Source organism: Dryocola mayonis (assembly GCF_051307045.1).
Taxonomy (GTDB): domain Bacteria; phylum Pseudomonadota; class Gammaproteobacteria; order Enterobacterales; family Enterobacteriaceae; genus Dryocola.
The window spans coordinates 3718061-3733377 of the sequence record NZ_CP150452.1 but is presented as its reverse complement, the minus strand read 5'-3'; the positions used below and the strand labels follow the sequence as shown (position 1 = coordinate 3733377).

General features: G+C 58.5%; 14 protein-coding genes and 3 pseudogenes. 12 read left to right on the top strand and 5 right to left on the bottom strand.

All coding sequences use genetic code 11. The features are described 5' to 3' along the window. The first annotated feature begins 1 nt into the window (after position 1). Both WLO32_RS18065 and mdcH read left to right on the top strand, forming a co-directional pair. Positions 2-614 (top strand): annotated as a pseudogene (locus WLO32_RS18065) (malonate decarboxylase holo-ACP synthase). Positions 615-623: 9 nt separating this feature from the next. Next, positions 624-1532 carry a malonate decarboxylase subunit epsilon gene (gene mdcH / locus WLO32_RS18060; RefSeq protein ID WP_435946372.1) on the top strand — a complete coding sequence of 303 codons (909 nt, stop codon included), beginning with the start codon at positions 624-626 and terminating at the stop codon, positions 1530-1532. On the opposite strand, the gene WLO32_RS18055 is transcribed toward mdcH, so the two are convergent. Then, on the bottom strand, positions 1516-2454 hold the full coding sequence (locus WLO32_RS18055) for a LysR family transcriptional regulator (RefSeq protein ID WP_435946371.1): 939 nt from the start codon (positions 2452-2454) through the stop codon (positions 1516-1518). The two genes, mdcH and WLO32_RS18055, sit on opposite strands and share 17 nt — an antisense overlap. Before the next feature lie 492 nt (positions 2455-2946). Between WLO32_RS18055 and WLO32_RS18050 the strand changes: the two genes are divergently transcribed. The 10 genes and pseudogenes from WLO32_RS18050 to WLO32_RS18005 all read left to right on the top strand — a co-directional run bounded on the left by WLO32_RS18050 (position 2947) and on the right by WLO32_RS18005 (position 11618). Next, positions 2947-3234 carry a glycine dehydrogenase gene (locus tag WLO32_RS18050; RefSeq protein WP_435948336.1) on the top strand — a complete coding sequence of 96 codons (288 nt, stop codon included), beginning with the start codon at positions 2947-2949 and terminating at the stop codon, positions 3232-3234. Between the two features lie 17 nt (positions 3235-3251). Then, positions 3252-3614 carry an SFCGS family glycine-rich protein gene (locus WLO32_RS18045; RefSeq protein WP_121267746.1) on the top strand — a complete coding sequence of 121 codons (363 nt, stop codon included), beginning with the start codon at positions 3252-3254 and terminating at the stop codon, positions 3612-3614. 2 nt (positions 3615-3616) lie between these two features. Further along, a complete protein-coding gene (locus WLO32_RS18040) occupies positions 3617-3913 on the top strand; it encodes a DUF4312 family protein (RefSeq protein WP_121267745.1) in 297 nt (98 codons plus the stop codon). Positions 3914-3936: 23 nt separating this feature from the next. Next, complete coding sequence (locus WLO32_RS18035; RefSeq protein ID WP_121267744.1) at positions 3937-4713, top strand: DUF4311 domain-containing protein; 777 nt, start codon at positions 3937-3939, stop codon at positions 4711-4713. Positions 4714-4724: 11 nt separating this feature from the next. Continuing rightward, on the top strand, positions 4725-5366 hold the full coding sequence (locus tag WLO32_RS18030; protein WP_271123838.1) for a DUF4310 family protein: 642 nt from the start codon (positions 4725-4727) through the stop codon (positions 5364-5366). Between the two features lie 97 nt (positions 5367-5463). Then, complete coding sequence (locus WLO32_RS18025; RefSeq protein ID WP_435946369.1) at positions 5464-6597, top strand: amidohydrolase/deacetylase family metallohydrolase; 1134 nt, start codon at positions 5464-5466, stop codon at positions 6595-6597. Continuing rightward, positions 6581-7699, top strand: coding sequence for a DgaE family pyridoxal phosphate-dependent ammonia lyase (locus WLO32_RS18020; RefSeq protein ID WP_435946368.1), 1119 nt, complete (start codon positions 6581-6583; stop codon positions 7697-7699). Before WLO32_RS18025 ends, WLO32_RS18020 begins: the two co-directional genes overlap by 17 nt. After that, positions 7696-8436: a 2-dehydro-3-deoxy-phosphogluconate aldolase gene (gene dagF / locus WLO32_RS18015; protein ID WP_435946367.1), complete on the top strand. Its 741-nt coding sequence runs from the start codon at positions 7696-7698 to the stop codon at positions 8434-8436. Before WLO32_RS18020 ends, dagF begins: the two co-directional genes overlap by 4 nt. 75 nt (positions 8437-8511) lie before the next feature. Next, positions 8512-9663: a lactonase family protein gene (locus WLO32_RS18010; RefSeq protein ID WP_435946366.1), complete on the top strand. Its 1152-nt coding sequence runs from the start codon at positions 8512-8514 to the stop codon at positions 9661-9663. 43 nt (positions 9664-9706) lie between these two features. Further along, positions 9707-11618: pseudogene (locus WLO32_RS18005) on the top strand (BglG family transcription antiterminator). A gap of 47 nt (positions 11619-11665) precedes the next feature. Here WLO32_RS18005 and dolP read toward each other — a convergent pair. The 4 genes and pseudogenes from dolP to WLO32_RS17985 form a co-directional block, all read right to left on the bottom strand. Beyond that, positions 11666-12242 (bottom strand): annotated as a pseudogene (gene dolP / locus WLO32_RS18000) (division/outer membrane stress-associated lipid-binding lipoprotein). A 9-nt stretch (positions 12243-12251) separates the two neighbouring features. After that, positions 12252-12842 carry a DnaA initiator-associating protein DiaA gene (gene diaA / locus WLO32_RS17995; protein ID WP_034492968.1) on the bottom strand — a complete coding sequence of 197 codons (591 nt, stop codon included), beginning with the start codon at positions 12840-12842 and terminating at the stop codon, positions 12252-12254. 19 nt (positions 12843-12861) lie between these two features. Then, the gene (locus WLO32_RS17990) at positions 12862-13257 is read right to left on the bottom strand and encodes a YraN family protein (protein ID WP_435946365.1); all 396 of its coding nucleotides are present in this window, start codon (positions 13255-13257) and stop codon (positions 12862-12864) included. Then, positions 13215-15254: a penicillin-binding protein activator gene (locus WLO32_RS17985; RefSeq protein ID WP_435946364.1), complete on the bottom strand. Its 2040-nt coding sequence runs from the start codon at positions 15252-15254 to the stop codon at positions 13215-13217. The genes WLO32_RS17990 and WLO32_RS17985 overlap by 43 nt, the downstream gene beginning before the upstream one ends. Positions 15255-15317 lie beyond the last annotated feature (63 nt).

Genomic DNA, 15317 nt, shown 5'->3' with positions numbered 1-15317 from the left:
CATGAACGCGCCGCGCCCACACGACCTGCTCTGGCTACAGGATCGCAACGTGCTTGAAGACGTAAGCGAGGAGTGGGTGATAAACCAGTGGCGCCCGACGCTGCCTGTCGTGGTGCGGCGTGATGTGAGCCCTGACGGGCGCATTCCGGTAGGCGTTCGCGGAATGCGTCGCGAGCAGCGGGCCGCCGGGTGGGCGCATGCCGCAGGCGTTAAGCGCGTAGTCTCGCCGGAGGCGCTGGCCCTCGCATGCCGTGCTGGTGAATTCTCCTTTTGTTTCTATGCCGCCGGTGCAGGGGGCAATCCAGCTTTCGTTACGCAGGTGGCCATGGGTTTGGGGCGTTACCGGCAGCGTGGGCTACGCGCTGGCGACGGAGGTACCGGTGCTGCATGCGAACAGCGATCTCGATCTGCTGATCCGCTGCCCGCAGCCCGTTGCGCCCGCTGCGCTGGAGGCGTGGCAGCAGGTTATCAGCCAGCTGCTATGCCGCGCCGATACGCAAATCGAAACGCCCGTCGGGGCCTTCGCGCTGGCCGAATGGCTGCGGGACGGACGCGTGCTGCTTAAAACCGGCAGCGGTCCGCGGTTGGTCAGCGATCCCTGGGCGCTTGTTTAAGGATAAGGCATGAAAATACTTTTCACTTTCCCCGGTCAGGGAACGCAACGCGCGGGCATGCTGCAAAAGCTGCCGCATAACAGCGATATACCGGCACGCGTCCGCGCCGTGCTGGGCGACGAAGCAGGCGCGCTCGATTCCGCAGACGCCTTAAAACACACCCGCGCCGTCCAGCTTTGTTTGCTGATAGCCGGAGTCGCCTGGGCCGAAGAGCTGCAACAAAACGGCGTCCAGTCGGATATGGTTTGCGGCTTGTCTATCGGAGCATTTCCGGCGGCGGTTGTCGCCGGCGCGCTCAGTTTTGAAGATGCGCTGCGCCTGGTCGCCCTGCGTGGCGATTTGATGGAGCAGGCCTATCCGCACGGCTATGGGTTAACCGCCATCATGGGTTTGCAGCTTGCTCAGGTTGAGGCGCTGGTTGAAGGGACGGGCGCTTACATCGCCAACATTAACGCCGAGCAGCAAATCGTGATTGCCGGAAGCGATGAGGATATGGCCGACGTGGCGCAAAAAGCCCTGGCGAAAGGGGCGCAAAAAGCCAAACGGCTGGAGATAAGCGTGCCCTCGCACTGCGACTTACTGCGTAAGCCCGCTCTTAAACTCCAGCAGGCTTTTGCCGGGGTTAATCTGCACCGGCCGCGCTGCGCTTATCTCAGCGGCAGCACCGCCCGCGTCCTGTGGCAGCCGGAGCAAATCGCCGAAGATCTGGCGCTGAATATGTCGCGCACCGTGCGCTGGCGCGACGCAATGGTGGCCGCCAACGAGCGGGACGTGCGGCTGGCCGTCGAAATGCCGCCCGGCAGCGTGCTGTCAGGCCTGACGCGGCAGGCTTTTCGCGAAGGCATTACGGTATGTCGTGAACAAAACAATGTCGCGGTAATTGCGCGCCTTGCGCAGCGCGCTAAAGCGGCGCGTTAGGCGTATCGGTAAACGAACGGGCGTACATGCGCCCTTCGGCCGCCAGCGCCAGCAGGTTGGGGTCGAACTCGCGGTTGCGGGCAAAGACGATGGCGATCTGCTGTTTCATCTGGTAAGGCTCGGCAAGCTTTAGCAGCTGTATCGAATTCTCATAGACTTTCTTCATGCGCCCCGGCATTAACGCCAGCCCCACGCCCGCCTGCACCAGGCTGAGCATTGAAAAGATATCGTTCACCCTGGTGACAATTTCCGGCTCAAAGCCCGCAATATGAAAGGCTTCCTGAAAGCCGTTGTAGGTGGCAAACCCTTCGGCGAGCGAGACGAATTTTTCATGATGAAAATCGCGCAGATCGGCAAGCCTGCTGCTATCAAGCGGAAAAGCGGTGGGCGCCGCAAGGAAAATATCATCCTGGAACAGCGGCAGCACTTCGAGGCTGCTGCGGTCAAGCTCGCCTTCCGACACTGAAATCAAAATGGCGTCCAGCACGCCGTCTTCGAGCATATTGAGCAGCGTCTGGTTAGACCCCATCGTAAGATCCATTTCCAGTTCGGCACGGCGCAGCTTCATGCCCATAATCAGGCGCGGCACGGTTTCCAGCGTTAGGGAATAGAGCGTGCCAATGCGCAACCGTCCCTGACCAATCCCTGCCGCCTGGCGTGTCTCTTCAATACCGCGCTCCATAAGCGCAACGGCTTCTTTACCGTGCTCAAGCAGGGTAAAGGCGGACGGAAGGGGAACAAGGTTGCGCCCTTTATGAATAAACAGCGGGCAGCGCACGCCTTCTTCAAGCGTATGCAGCGCACGATGCACGCTCACGCCGCTGATGCCGAGCGCCTCGGCCGTGCGGGCAATGTTTCCCTTCTCCATAAACGCCATAAAGATTTCAAGTTTACGGAAGGTTATTTCTGCGTCGATTTTCATGCCTGACCGTGAGCTCATTAACGTTAAGGAGAGATTAAGAAGTCTGCTATCTGCTACCCGACTTCCTGTCGCTGGCGGTAGTGATAGTAAACTTCTTCAGGCGTGGTGTCATTTCAGGTCGTGAGGCCTGGTTTGCCTGGCGACGGGCCGCCCGACGCGTTAGGGCCGTTCGCAAAACCGCCATAAGCTTTTCCAATATCTGTCCTGAAACCGTCCCCGCTTCACAGTTTCGGCTAAAAACTCTTTCTGCCCGCGACGCTGTCAGCCGGGCAATCACGTGACCTTAATCACATTAAACCAGCGAATTATCACGATCCGGTCGTATTTTGTGGAACAGATCACTGCCGCCGCTGCTATTTCCACTTCGAAGTGGAAAACAACTCGCTACAAACTGATAACCCCGGTCGCTACCTTAGAGTCATATCAGTAAATGAGGTACGCAGTGTGAATAACGGAGCGGTAAAGGTTAATGAAGCCGGAAGTACCGAAGCCATGCAGCTGACGGAAAAGGTGCAGGGGTTTATCAATGAACTGCTGAAGTCCCGCAACATCACGCCGAACGCGGTACAGGAGCAGATGCTGACTTCCCACGTTCGCGCCATGGCGCATCGGTCATTGACCGGCGAGCCGCTGCCAGAAGTCGAGGAGAGCCTGTTTGAGGAGATCTCTGCCGACTCGCTGGAAATGGCGAAGGCGGTGGTGGAGCAGTTCGGCAACCTGCCGATTGAAGAAGCCTGGCTGCTGTCGGTGCATTTTGAAGTAGCGAAAGACAATCTTTGAACCAACAGGAGATTTACATGGAACAAATCACCGTAGTAATTGGCGACCGCCTGGGCAAAGGCCAGAAGGTTGCGGCAGGGATCGAAAAAGCGGGCGGCCGCGCAGTGGTCATTCCCGGCGTAGCCGCCGACATGAAGCTGGGCGACGTGATGAAGGCTGAAAACGCCGCCTTTGGCATCTCCTTTTGCGGCAGCGGCGGGGCAGGCGCCATCACCGCGCAGACCAAACACGGCTACAAAGCGAAATATGGCATGCGCTCCGTGGACGAAGGCGTCACCGCCATCAACGAAGGCAACAACGTTTTAGGCTTTGGTTTTATGGATAAAGAAGAGCTGGGCGAGCGCCTGGTGCAGGCCTGGAACAAGAAGTACGGCAGTTGAGTATGAAAGAACACTTCTCCGACACGGTGAGAGTGAGCGGGCGCGGCGATACCAAAGCCAAAGCCTTTGCCGACGCCCTGAACCACGTTCAGGGTACGGTGCTCAAGTCCTCGCCTCACATATTGCTGCGTATTGAGCCACAGGATGTGCAGGTTGTTCAGGCGCGGGTAGAGGTAAAGAAAGAGGCGTTTTTGTTCTTCTTTTTGCGCCGGGAACGACGGCTGTTCAGCGTGGAGCTGGATGTCACCGTCAACGTGACGGCAATCAATCTCGATAAAGTGGATTTCGTCGCGCATTAAAATCACACAGAAAGGACAGACTGATGTTCTTAATAATATTAATAAAATCACTCATCATCGGGGGGCTTGTCGGCGTAGGTGTTGGCGCCGGAGCTGCACGCATGTTTCACGCGCCGACCACTCAGGGAATGGGCGCTTTTCGCACACTCGGCGAACTGAACTCCTGTGAAGGGGACCCGGCTTCGCATTTCTCCTTTGGGTTAGGGTTCTTCTTCAACGCCTGGGCGTCTTCCGTTGCGGCGGGCGCTTTTACTCAGGACGTTGACCACCGCATTATCCCTAACTGGGGCGCCGCCGCGTTGATGGTAAAAAACCGCAACGTCGCTGAAACCCTGCATGACCCGAAAAAGATGGCCATCGCCTGCGGTCTTATCGGCATGGTGGTGGTGGCGTTCCTCAACAGCACCGCCTCCGCCGTACCGGCAGCGCTGCAGGTGACCGCCGTTAAGGTGCTGGTTCCTGCCGCAAACCTGCTGGTGAACACCGTGATGCCGGTTATTTTCTGGCTGGCGGCGATTGACGCCGGCAAGAAATCGGGCTTCTGGGCCACCATTTTCGGCGGCTGCGCGCAGCTGATTATGGGTAACGCCGTGCCGGGCCTGGTGCTGGGCATCCTGATTGGCAAAGGCGTGGAAGAAAGCGGCTGGCACCGCGTCACCAAAGTGATGATGACCGCCATCGTCGCGCTGTTTGTGCTAAGCGCCTTCTTCCGCGGTTTCGACATGAAGATGATCGAATCCTTCCATATGACCGTGCCGAACTGGCTGGATCTGATTCATAACTCCCTGAGCGGAAAATAACGGAGCCTGCAATGGAAGAGAATAAAGGGTTTTGGTATGCCGACTGGTCGTTCCCGATTTTCGTTGGCCTGCTTTCTTCCGGCGTGTTCGCCGGAACGCATATGTACTACCTGTACGGCATCGGGGCGTTTAACGAAGTGGCGTTTGTCTCCATGCTGCGCGCCGGGATTGATACGGGTGTTTACGGCGCGGTAGCGGCGTTTGGCGCAAGCTTCCTCTTCGCGCGCATTATCGAAGGTTCGCTGGTGGGGATTCTGGACATCGGCGGGGCGATCCAAACCGGCGTGGGGCTGGGCGTGCCGGCGCTGCTGCTGGGCGCGGGCTTCGTCTTCCCGGTCGCCAACTTTGCCGCCTCTCTGGTGACGGGGCTGATTATCGGGCTGGCGATAGGCTACCTGATTATCCTTGCGCGTAAGTTCACCATCAACCAGAGCGATTCCACCTACGGTGCGGACGTGATGATGGGCGCGGGTAACGCTTCGGGCCGCTTTCTTGGGCCGTTGATTATCCTGAGCGCCATGACCGCCTCGATTCCGATCGGCATCGGCTCTTTGATTGGTTCTTTGCTGTTCTACCTCTGGGGCAAGCCGATTACCGGCGGCGCGATTCTGGGGGCGATGATTTTAGGGGCTATTTTCCCGGTCGCGCTGTAAGGCTATGCGGCGGCGGATGGCGCCTTGCCTGTCCGCCCTGCGAATCGATACGTAGGGTGGGTAAGCGAAGCGCCACCCACCAACCAAGGAGAAAATTATGTTCGACCTAATCCTGCGTCAGGCCCGCCTCGTGGACGATACGATTATCGATATCGCGCTTAAAGACGGCAAAATTGCCGCGCTGGGTGAGGTAAGCGGCGAGGCGCATGAGGTACGATCGCTAAACGGCGATTACTACGTCAGCGCAGGCTGGATTGATTCTCACGTTCACTGTTACCCAAAATCCCCCATCTATCACGACGAGCCGGACAGTATCGGTATCCATACCGGCGCGACAACCGTCGTGGATGCGGGAAGCACCGGCGCGGACGATATCGACGAGTTTTACGAGATAACCCGCAAAGCGGCGACGGATGTCTACGCGCTGCTGAACATTTCCCGCGTAGGGCTTATTGCCCAGAACGAACTGTCGGATATGGCGAATATCGACAAGGCCGCGGTGCGCGACGCGGTGCAACGCCACCCCGCTTTTATCGTCGGCATCAAAGCGCGCATGAGCAGCAGCGTGGTGGGCGCCAACGGTATTAAGCCTCTTGAGCGCGCTAAAGAAATCCAGCGCGAAAACGGCGATCTGCCGCTGATGGTGCACATTGGCAATAACCCGCCCAATCTCGATGAAATCGCAGATTTGCTCACCAGCGGCGATATCATCACCCACTGCTATAACGGCAAGCCGAACCGCATTCTTACGCCTGCGGGCGAGCTGCGCGCCTCTATCGCCAGCGCTATTCAGCGCGGCGTACGGCTGGACGTGGGCCACGGCACCGCCAGCTTCAGCTTTGAAGTGGCGAAAATCGCCATCAGGCAGGGCATTTTCCCGCACACCATCAGCTCCGATATTTACTGCCGCAACCGTATTAACGGGCCCGTTCACAGCCTCGGCGCGGTGATGTCCAAATTCCTCTCTATCGGCCTTTCGCTGGCGCAGGTGATTGACTGCGTTACCGCTCACGCGGCGGACGGCCTGCGCCTGAAAAACAAAGGGCGTTTGTCCGTAGGGCTCGACGGCGACCTGACCATTTTTGAACTGCGCCGCCAGCCAACGGTGTTCACGGATTCCGAACAGCAAACGCTCACCGGCGAACTGTTGCTGTCACCGCTTGCCGCCGTGCGTGCCGGCAGGTGGTTTACTACCGAACAAGGAAAAGCAGAACATGTCTTCGATTTATGAAAAGTACGATTTAAAACAGGTGATTAACGCGTCTGGCCGCATGACCGCGCTGGGCGTCTCCACGCCGCGTCCGCAAGTCGTCGAAGCGGTCACCACCGGCATGAATCACTATTTCGAAATGAAGGACCTGGTTAACAAGACCGGCGAGTACATCGCCCGGCTGCTGGAGGTGGAAGCGGCGACCGTGGTGTCCTGCGCTTCATCCGGCATCGCCCAGTCCGTGGCGGCGGTGCTGGTGAAAGACAATCAGTGGCTGATTGAGAACCTGCACGCCGCGCCGCTTGAAAACAACGAAATCGTGTTGCCGAAAGGCCACAACGTAAACTTCGGCGCGCCGGTCGGCACTATGGTGAACCTGGGCGGCGGCAAAATCGTGGAGGCGGGCTATGCGAACGAATGTTCCGCGGACCAGCTTGCGGCGGCCATTTCCCCACGCACCGCCGCGATTTTGTACATCAAATCCCACCACTCGGTGCAAAAAAGCATGCTCAGCGTTGAGCAGGCCGTGGTCGTCGCGCGCAAGCACAACCTGCCGCTGATCGTTGACGCGGCGGCCGAAGAGGATTTGCAGTGCTACTACCGCGCCGGCGCGGACCTGGTTATCTACAGCGGCGCGAAGGCCATTGAAGGGCCAACCAGCGGGCTGGTTATCGGCAAGAAGCAGTATGTCGAGTGGGTGAAGCTGCAGACCGGCGGCATCGGCCGCGCGATGAAGGTGGGCAAAGAGGGCATTCTTGGCCTGACCTGCGCCATTGAACATTACCTCACCGCCGAAAAAGAAACCGGCGAGCAGATGGTGCAGAAAATGACGCCGTTTATCGACAGCCTGAACACGCTTGATGGCGTCAGCGCCCGCGTCGTGTGGGACGCCGCCGGCCGTGATATCGCCCGCAGCGAAATTAAGTTTGATGAAGCCGCCATCGGCATCAGCACCGGCGAGCTGGTAAGCGCGCTTAAACAGGGTGAATACGCGATTTATTTCCGCGGCTACAAGGCCAACGAAGGGATTATCGAGGCGGACGTGCGCAGCGTAAGCCCGCAGCAGCTGGACATTATTTATCGCTGCATCAAAGCGAACATCAGCAAGGAGAACCAGGCATGAAACTGACCCCAAACTTTTACCGCGAGCGCGTGTGCCTGAACGTACTGGCCGGTTCGAAAGAAAACGCCAGAGAGATTTACGAGGCGGCGCAGGGCCACGTGCTGGTCGGCGTGCTTTCTAAAAATTATCCGGACGTGGCAAGCGCGGTGGCGGATATGCGCGATTATGCGGCGCTTATCGAAAATGCGCTTTCCGTGGGCCTCGGCGCGGGCGATCCGAACCAGTCGGCGATGGTGAGCGAAATTTCCCGCCAGCTGCAGCCGCAGCACGTCAATCAGGTATTTACCGGCGTGGGCGCCTCCCGCGCGCTGCTTGGGCAAAGTGAAACCGTGGTTAACGGCCTGGTTTCGCCGACCGGCACCGTTGGGAGGGTGAAAATCTCCACCGGGCCGCTAAGCTCAAACGCGCCGGAGGGTATCGTACCCGTTGAAACCGCCATTAAGTTGCTGAAAGATATGGGCGGCAGCTCGATAAAATACTTCCCGATGGGCGGCCTGAAATGCCGCGATGAGTTTAAAGCCGTAGCCGAAGCCTGCGCGCAGCATGATTTCTGGCTGGAGCCGACCGGCGGCATCGATCTGGAGAATTACGAAGAGATTCTGAAGATCGCGCTGGACGCGGGCGTGAGTAAAATCATCCCGCACATTTACAGCTCGATCATTGATAAAGCGAGCGGCAATACGCGCCCGGAAGATGTGCGTACGCTGCTGGAAATGACGAAGAAGCTGGTTGGTTAAAACAGCCCTCACCCTGACCTTCCTGTGAGGGAAAGGGTGGGGGCGGATAATTCCCAATACCATAAGGAATCCCCAATGCCTGCAACACGTAATCTGCTCATCGCGTCTCTTGCCATGGTTGCCGGAACGGCGGCGGCCCAGACGCAGTTTGCCTGGGTTGGCACCTACAATCCGAACGGCGAAGGCGTGTACCGCTTTCAGGTTGATGCCGGCACCGGCGCGTTGAGCAACAAAACGCTGGTTAACGAGTTGCCGAACGCCGCGCAGCTAACCGCCGCCAAAGATGGCAAAACTTTGTACGTGGCGAGCGAGGAGCAGAAGGGCGTTATTGCGGCGCTGCGCGTTGGGGAAGAGGGCAACCTTACGGAGCTAAACCAGGTCTCTTCGGGCGGCGCCGGTCCGGTTTATCTGTCGCTTACGCCTGACGGCCGTCATCTGCTGGTGGCCAACTACATCAGCGGCACCATCGCCGTGCTGCCGGTCAAAGAAGACGGCAGCCTGGGCGAAGCAAGCGATACTAAACAGGATGAAGGCCAGCCGGGAGCCGCCAGACCGGCCGCCGCCGCGGAGGGCAGCTTTGCGATAAGCGATCATAACGGCCCGCACGCGCATATGATCGGCGCGGATCCCAGCGGGAAATTCGTCTTCTCCACCGATCTTGGCCTGGATCGCATCTATCAGTACCGTTTTGATAAAGCTGCCGGCAAGCTCACGCCAAACGATCCGCCGTTTATCGCCGCCTCTTCCGAAGGCGCCGGTCCGCGCCACTTCGTGTTCACTCCGGCGGGCGACGGCCTTTGGTTGATTAACGAAGAGTCCTCTACGCTTACTTATTATCAGCTCGATACGGCCAAAGGCACCTTAACCGAGGGCAAAACCGTCTCCGTCCTGCCGAAAGGCTACAAGGGAACCAGCTTTGCGGCGGGCCTGGTGTTGAGCCGCGACGGCAGGCAGCTGTACGTCGCCAACCGGTTGCATAACAGCATCGCGCACTTCACCGTAGCGGCAAACGGCACGCTGACGCACCGGGACGATATCTGGACGCGGGGCGATTATCCGCGCACCCTGACGCTCGACGGCGGCGGCAAATACCTGTATGCCATGAACCAGCGCAGCGACAACATCACCCGCTTCAGCGTTGCGCCGGACGACGGCAGGCTGACCTTCGTTGAGGATTACGTGGCGGTAGGAAGCCCCTCGCAATTAGTTTTAACGCCCGCGAAATAGCTATGGCGGGCAACGCGCGCCCGCTTAATGAAAGGATACTGCTGTGAGATTCCCAAACCTTCGTCTGGCCCAGCTTTTTGAAATGCTCCAGAAAGAGACGCTGCCCCAGGATGAGCTGGCGCGGCGTCTATCGGTTTCTACGCGCACCGTGCGTGCGGATATCACCGCGTTGAACGCCTTAATTGCCGGGTACGGCGCGCAGTTTATTTTGAATCGGGGCGTGGGCTACCAGCTTAAAATTGAGGACGAGGAGCGCTATCAGGATCTGGTGCTCCAGCCGTCTCGCCAGCTGCGCATTCCGCGCACCTCGCCCGAGCGCGTGCATTATCTGGTGGTGCGTTTTCTGACCTCCGCTTTTTCGCTCAAGCTTGAGGACCTGGCCGAGGAGTGGTTCGTCAGCCGCGCTACCTTGCAAAGCGATATGGCGGAGGTGCGCGAGTGGTTTAACCGTTACAGCCTGACGATAGAAACCCGTCCGCGCCACGGCATGAAGCTGTTTGGCAGCGAAACGGCCGTACGGGCCCTGTCTGACTGATTTACTCTGGCAGCTGATGCAAGAAGACAGCGAAAACCCGCTGCTGACCGAAGAGGCGCTCAATGCGGGCGTGCCGGAACAGCTGGAAAAGGAGCTGCACGAGTGCTTTACCCGCTGCCGTATTCGCCTGACGGACGAAGGCGAGCAGTTTCTCCTGCTGTATTGCGCAGTAGCGGTGCGGCGCATTAGCGAAGGCTATCCCCTGGCTGAGTTCAACGCCGCCAACGTGGATGACGACGTATGCGAAGCCGCGCGTCAGATTACAGGGCTGCTGCAAAGGCTTGCGGGCAAGCCGCTTTCCGAGGCGGAGGAGCAATGGCTACAGGTGCATATCGCCGCCCGCCAGGTGCAGGAGGTGGCGCCGAGCGCTATCAGCGCCGATGATGACGAAGCGCTGGTGAACTACATTCTGCGCTACATCAACACGCACTATAACTACAATCTGCTGACGGATGCCCAGCTGCATGCCGACCTGCTCACGCATATCAAAACGATGATTACCCGCGTGCGCTACCAGATAAATATTCCCAACCCGCTGCTTTCCAACATTAAACAGCACTACCCGATGGCCTACGATATGACGCTGGCTGCGGTGTCGAGCTGGGGCAAATACACGCCGTACGCCATCAGCGAAAACGAAATTGGCTTCCTGGTGCTGCATATCGGCGTGGGGCTGGAGAGGCATTACAACATTGGCTACCGGCGCAATCCGCGGGCTTTGCTGGTATGCGATACCGGTAACTCCACGGTGCGTATGATTCAGGCGATGCTGCTGCGCAAGTATCCGCAAATCGAGGTGAAGCGCATTATTTCGCTGCGTGACTACGAACGGCTTGAAAGCATCGATGAGGACTTCGTGATTTCCACCGCGCGGGTAAACGAGAAAGAGAAGCCAGTGGTGACGATGGCGCCCTTCCCGACGGAATATCAGCTCGAACAGCTGGGAAAACTGGTGCTGGTGGACCGAACCCGGCCCTATATGCTGGCGAAATACTTCGATGAGCGCCACTTCCTGGTGATTGATGAACCCGTGACGCAGCAGCAATTGTTCAGCACCCTGTGCGAACAGCTTGAGCGGGAAGGCTATGTCGGCGAGGATTTTTATCCGTCGGTGGTGGAAAGAGAGGCGATTGTCAGCACCATGCTGGGCGAAGGCATAGCGCTGCCGCACTCGCTGGGACTTATGGCCAATAAAACCGTGGTCTACACCGTGCTGGCGCCAAAGGGAATAAGCTGGGGCGAAGAGACGGCGTACGTGATTTTTCTGCTGGCGATCAGTAAAAGCGAGTATGAGGAGGCGATGGCGATTTACGACGTCTTCGTCACCTTCCTGCGTGAAAGGGCAATGCCAAGGCTCAGAGACAGCAACAATTTCGCAGATTTTAAAACGGTGGCGATGGAGTGTTTGAGCCGTTTTTGACGCCACGCGGGAAATAATACGGCCCTCCAGCGGAGGGCCGTAAGGGTTTATTTCAAAACGGTAAAGGCGGTGGTCACATGCTTCACGCCGCTCACACGGCTGGCGATATCCGCGGGCCGCCTTGCCTTCTCTTTCGGTCAGCAGGCCCAGCAGGAATACTTCCCCGTTTTCGGTGGTGACCTTCACGTTAGAAGATTTCACCTGGTCGCTTGCCAGCAGCTGCGAGCGAACTTTAGTGGTGATCCAGGTATCCGTTGACGCCGTTCCCAGACCAACCGGGGCGATATTGCGGATTTCGTTATACACCTCGGTCGCACCGTCTACGCCCAGCGCGATCTGTTTCGCGCGCGAGGCCAGCTCGGTATTCTGCGTCTGCCCGGTCAGCAGGACTTTTCCCTGATAGGCGGTCACGTTGATACGCGCGTCTTTCTTCAGCTGTTCGTCTTTGCCCAGCGCGCTGTTCACGCGCAGCTCCAGCGTGCCGTCATCAACCTGGGTGCCTACGGTGCGCGGGTCGGTCGCCGTTTTGGTGGCAACGGCCGCACTGCCAACCACCGCGGCGGCAACACAGCCCTGTAGCGCAATCGCGGTTATAAGGACTGCAAGTGGCTTAAATGCCTTCATCTGTACTCCTTAATCGTCCTGGTGAGGGAATAACGTGTTATCAATCAAATCACATAAGCAGTTAACCGTCAGCATATGCATTTCCTGAATGCGCGCGCTGCGGTGCGAAGGGATGCGGATTTCCACGTCCTGCGGCCCCAGCAGCCCGGCAAGCTCGCCGCCGTCGTAGCCCGTTAAGGCTACGATGGTCATATCGCGCGTGACCGCCGCTTCCACCGCTTTTACGATATCCCGGCTGTTGCCCCGGGTTGAGATGGCCAGCAGCACGTCGCCGGCATGGCCTAACGCACGTACTTGTTTGGCGTACACTTCTTCATGCAAACGGTCGTTTGCGATAGCGGTTAAGACCACATTATCGGCATTAAGTGCAATAGCAGGTAAGCTTGGGCGCTCGGTTTCAAAGCGGTTAATCATACTGGCAGCAAAATGCTGTGCATTAGCAGCTGAGGTACCGTTGCCACAGCACAGGATTTTATTGCCGTTAAGCAGCGACTGAACCAGCGTCATAGCTGCACGGGAGATAGCGTCTGGCAGAGCTTCCGCTGCGGCAATCTGGGTTTGAATACTTTCCGTGAAGCAGACTTTGATTCTTTCGAGCACGTTGTTCTACCTGGTTACTTTAAACATCTGCGGTAAACGCGTTGGTTAACCACTCTATTTCGTTGCCGGTGAAGGCTAACACATCGAAACGGCAATCCACAGTATCAAAACTTCCTGAAGTGCGGGCAAGCCAATTCCGTGCGGCATGCAGCAACTTTTGCTGTTTGCCGCGGGTGACGCTTGCCGCCGCGCCTCCAAAGCGCGGGCTGCGACGGTAACGCACTTCGACAAAGACGATGACGTGATGATGTTTCATGATGAGATCGATTTCACCGCCGCGCACGCGGACGTTGGCGGCGATAAAGCGCAGTCCTTCGCGCTCAAGAAAGCGGCGCGCCTGCAGCTCATAGTGCGCGCCTGCCCGTTGACGACTCAGCCGGCCGGGATGATTTGACCCTGAGAGAATTTCAGCCAATTTAACTTCCTGTTAATGACGCAGTCCTGGCTGGCAGAGAGCGTGCCGGTGTTGCCGCTCACCTGGTAGCCCGGCACCTGACGGAGCTGGGAGAAATGGTTTGCCAGCAGCCAGGCGTCAGCGCCCATGGCGTACAGGCGCGCAAGCGAATAGTCGTTGCGCACCGCGCTTAGCGCCTGCTGCTGCAGGGACGCATTGCCGCCGGAGAGCATCGGAATTTCGCTGAACTGCAGGCCTTCCATCTCCAGACGGAAGTCCGGGCCGTTCACGCCCTGCGAGCTGCGCGAGCTGGCGTACAGCTGGGCGCTGCTGCGGCTGCCGGTGCGCATGGCGATCATCGGCTTGATCAGCGCCACTTCGTCAGGCGTGGCCACGATATAGGCGGCGTCGACGCCACCGGCCGAGCCTGCGGTAATTTGCGCGTCCGTTGGCGGCGCAGGAATGGTCAGGCCGCCGATGGTCACCGCCTCTTGCTGCGGCGTGGAAGAAGCCACGGGCGTACCGGTCAGGGCGATGCCGGAACCGCTGTTGATGCCCTGTTTGAGCTCGCCCACGGAGCCAAACTGCTGTTGCAGAACGATGCCGCCGCCCAGCTTCTGCCATTCGGCGCTAAAGGCTTTGGTTACGCGATCGCCCAGCGCGCTACGCGGCACCAGCAGCAGCGGCGCGCGATGGCCTTCCTGCCAGATATGATCCGCCGCATCCCGCGCTTCGTCTTCCGGCGAAAGGGCGAAGTAGCAGATATTCGGGCGGTTCTGCACGTTTTCCGGCTGGTTTAGCGCGAGGATATTCAAAGGGGTGCTGCTGCCGGCGAGCCGGTCGACGTCGTTTTTGAGCAGCGGACCTACGACAAGCGTAGCGCCATCCTGCTGCGCCTGCGCGAGCGCCTGATCCAACGGCTGCGAGCTGGTATCGTAGATTTTCACTTCGGCTGCGGGATTAGCCGGAGCGGCCATCGCGTTCTGCGCCGCTGGCTGGGCCGGTTGTGCTGGCGCCGGATCCGCTGCCTGTTCGTCAGTCAGATCGCTGACCGAGGCGTCTGACGGACTGGCTACCGCGTTAGCGTCGACAGCTGCAGGCTGCGCGCCGGCATCTGGCGTTTGTGCAGGCGCGCTAACCGCCGTCACGGGCGCGGAACCTTCATTCTTCGCCGCTTCAAAACCCTGCTGGATGGCGCGGCCAAACACCGCGGCCTGGCCGTTCAACGGCAGCAGCAGCGCAATCTTACCTACGGAGGCCGGCTGATAGTTTTCCATATTGCTCAACTGGGTCGGCAGCGTTTTTGCGCCCGGGTTGTGCGGATAGCGGGTTTGCCAGTCTTTAATGCCGGCCTTCAGCATGTTGGGATCGCTGCGGTTGTCGTTCCAGACGCGCTGCAGATCCAGCCACCCCTGCAGAACGTTTTCATCCGCGTTGATAACCATGGCGTTCATTTGTTCAGGCGTAAGCTCAGACAGCGTCTGCCAGGTGCCGTCGATATTTTTTTGATGCGCGCTGCCCTTGAGCATCGGCTCCTGAGCAATATAGGCGCGCAGCAGCTCCAGCGACGGGCGGTTCTGGCCGGCATCGATTACCGCCTGATAATATCGGCCCTGCTGCTTTTTGTTGAGCGTGGAGGGATCGAGCTTCGCCAGCAGCATATTGGCGCCGGCATAATCTTTCTGCGCGATTTTGATTTCCGGCATCAGCAGCGCCCTTTCACGGCGCTGGACTTCATCCATCTGTTGCGGCAGTTGGTTGAAAAGCTCTACCGCCTGCCGGGTCTTGCCTTCGCCAAGCAGCGCATGAATGGCGAGTAATTGCCAGGTGGTCTTGCTATCATCTGCGCTTTGCTGCATCTGTTGCAGGTAGTACGCGGAATCCGCAGCGGCTTCGCCCTGTATGTGAGCGGCGGACTGGTCTGGCGCTTTCGCGGTACAGCCGGCGAAGATCAGGGCTGCAAGCACGACAGGCAGACAGCGCCCGGCTTTAGAATGAATAAATTTAGACGGTAGCATGCTGTATCCAGTGAATTTTTCTTCTTAAGTGTTCAATATTAAATCGGCAATACGGATGAAACA

Coding starts and splice junctions, on each gene's coding strand:
- mdcH (WP_435946372.1), top strand. CDS start 624: ATGAAAATACTTTTCACTTTCCCCGGTCAGGGAACGCAACGCGCGGGC.
- WLO32_RS18055 (WP_435946371.1), bottom strand. CDS start 2,454: ATGAAAATCGACGCAGAAATAACCTTCCGTAAACTTGAAATCTTTATG.
- WLO32_RS18050 (WP_435948336.1), top strand. CDS start 2,947: ATGCAGCTGACGGAAAAGGTGCAGGGGTTTATCAATGAACTGCTGAAG.
- WLO32_RS18045 (WP_121267746.1), top strand. CDS start 3,252: ATGGAACAAATCACCGTAGTAATTGGCGACCGCCTGGGCAAAGGCCAG.
- WLO32_RS18040 (WP_121267745.1), top strand. CDS start 3,617: ATGAAAGAACACTTCTCCGACACGGTGAGAGTGAGCGGGCGCGGCGAT.
- WLO32_RS18035 (WP_121267744.1), top strand. CDS start 3,937: ATGTTCTTAATAATATTAATAAAATCACTCATCATCGGGGGGCTTGTC.
- WLO32_RS18030 (WP_271123838.1), top strand. CDS start 4,725: ATGGAAGAGAATAAAGGGTTTTGGTATGCCGACTGGTCGTTCCCGATT.
- WLO32_RS18025 (WP_435946369.1), top strand. CDS start 5,464: ATGTTCGACCTAATCCTGCGTCAGGCCCGCCTCGTGGACGATACGATT.
- WLO32_RS18020 (WP_435946368.1), top strand. CDS start 6,581: ATGTCTTCGATTTATGAAAAGTACGATTTAAAACAGGTGATTAACGCG.
- dagF (WP_435946367.1), top strand. CDS start 7,696: ATGAAACTGACCCCAAACTTTTACCGCGAGCGCGTGTGCCTGAACGTA.
- WLO32_RS18010 (WP_435946366.1), top strand. CDS start 8,512: ATGCCTGCAACACGTAATCTGCTCATCGCGTCTCTTGCCATGGTTGCC.
- WLO32_RS17985 (WP_435946364.1), bottom strand. CDS start 15,254: ATGCTACCGTCTAAATTTATTCATTCTAAAGCCGGGCGCTGTCTGCCT.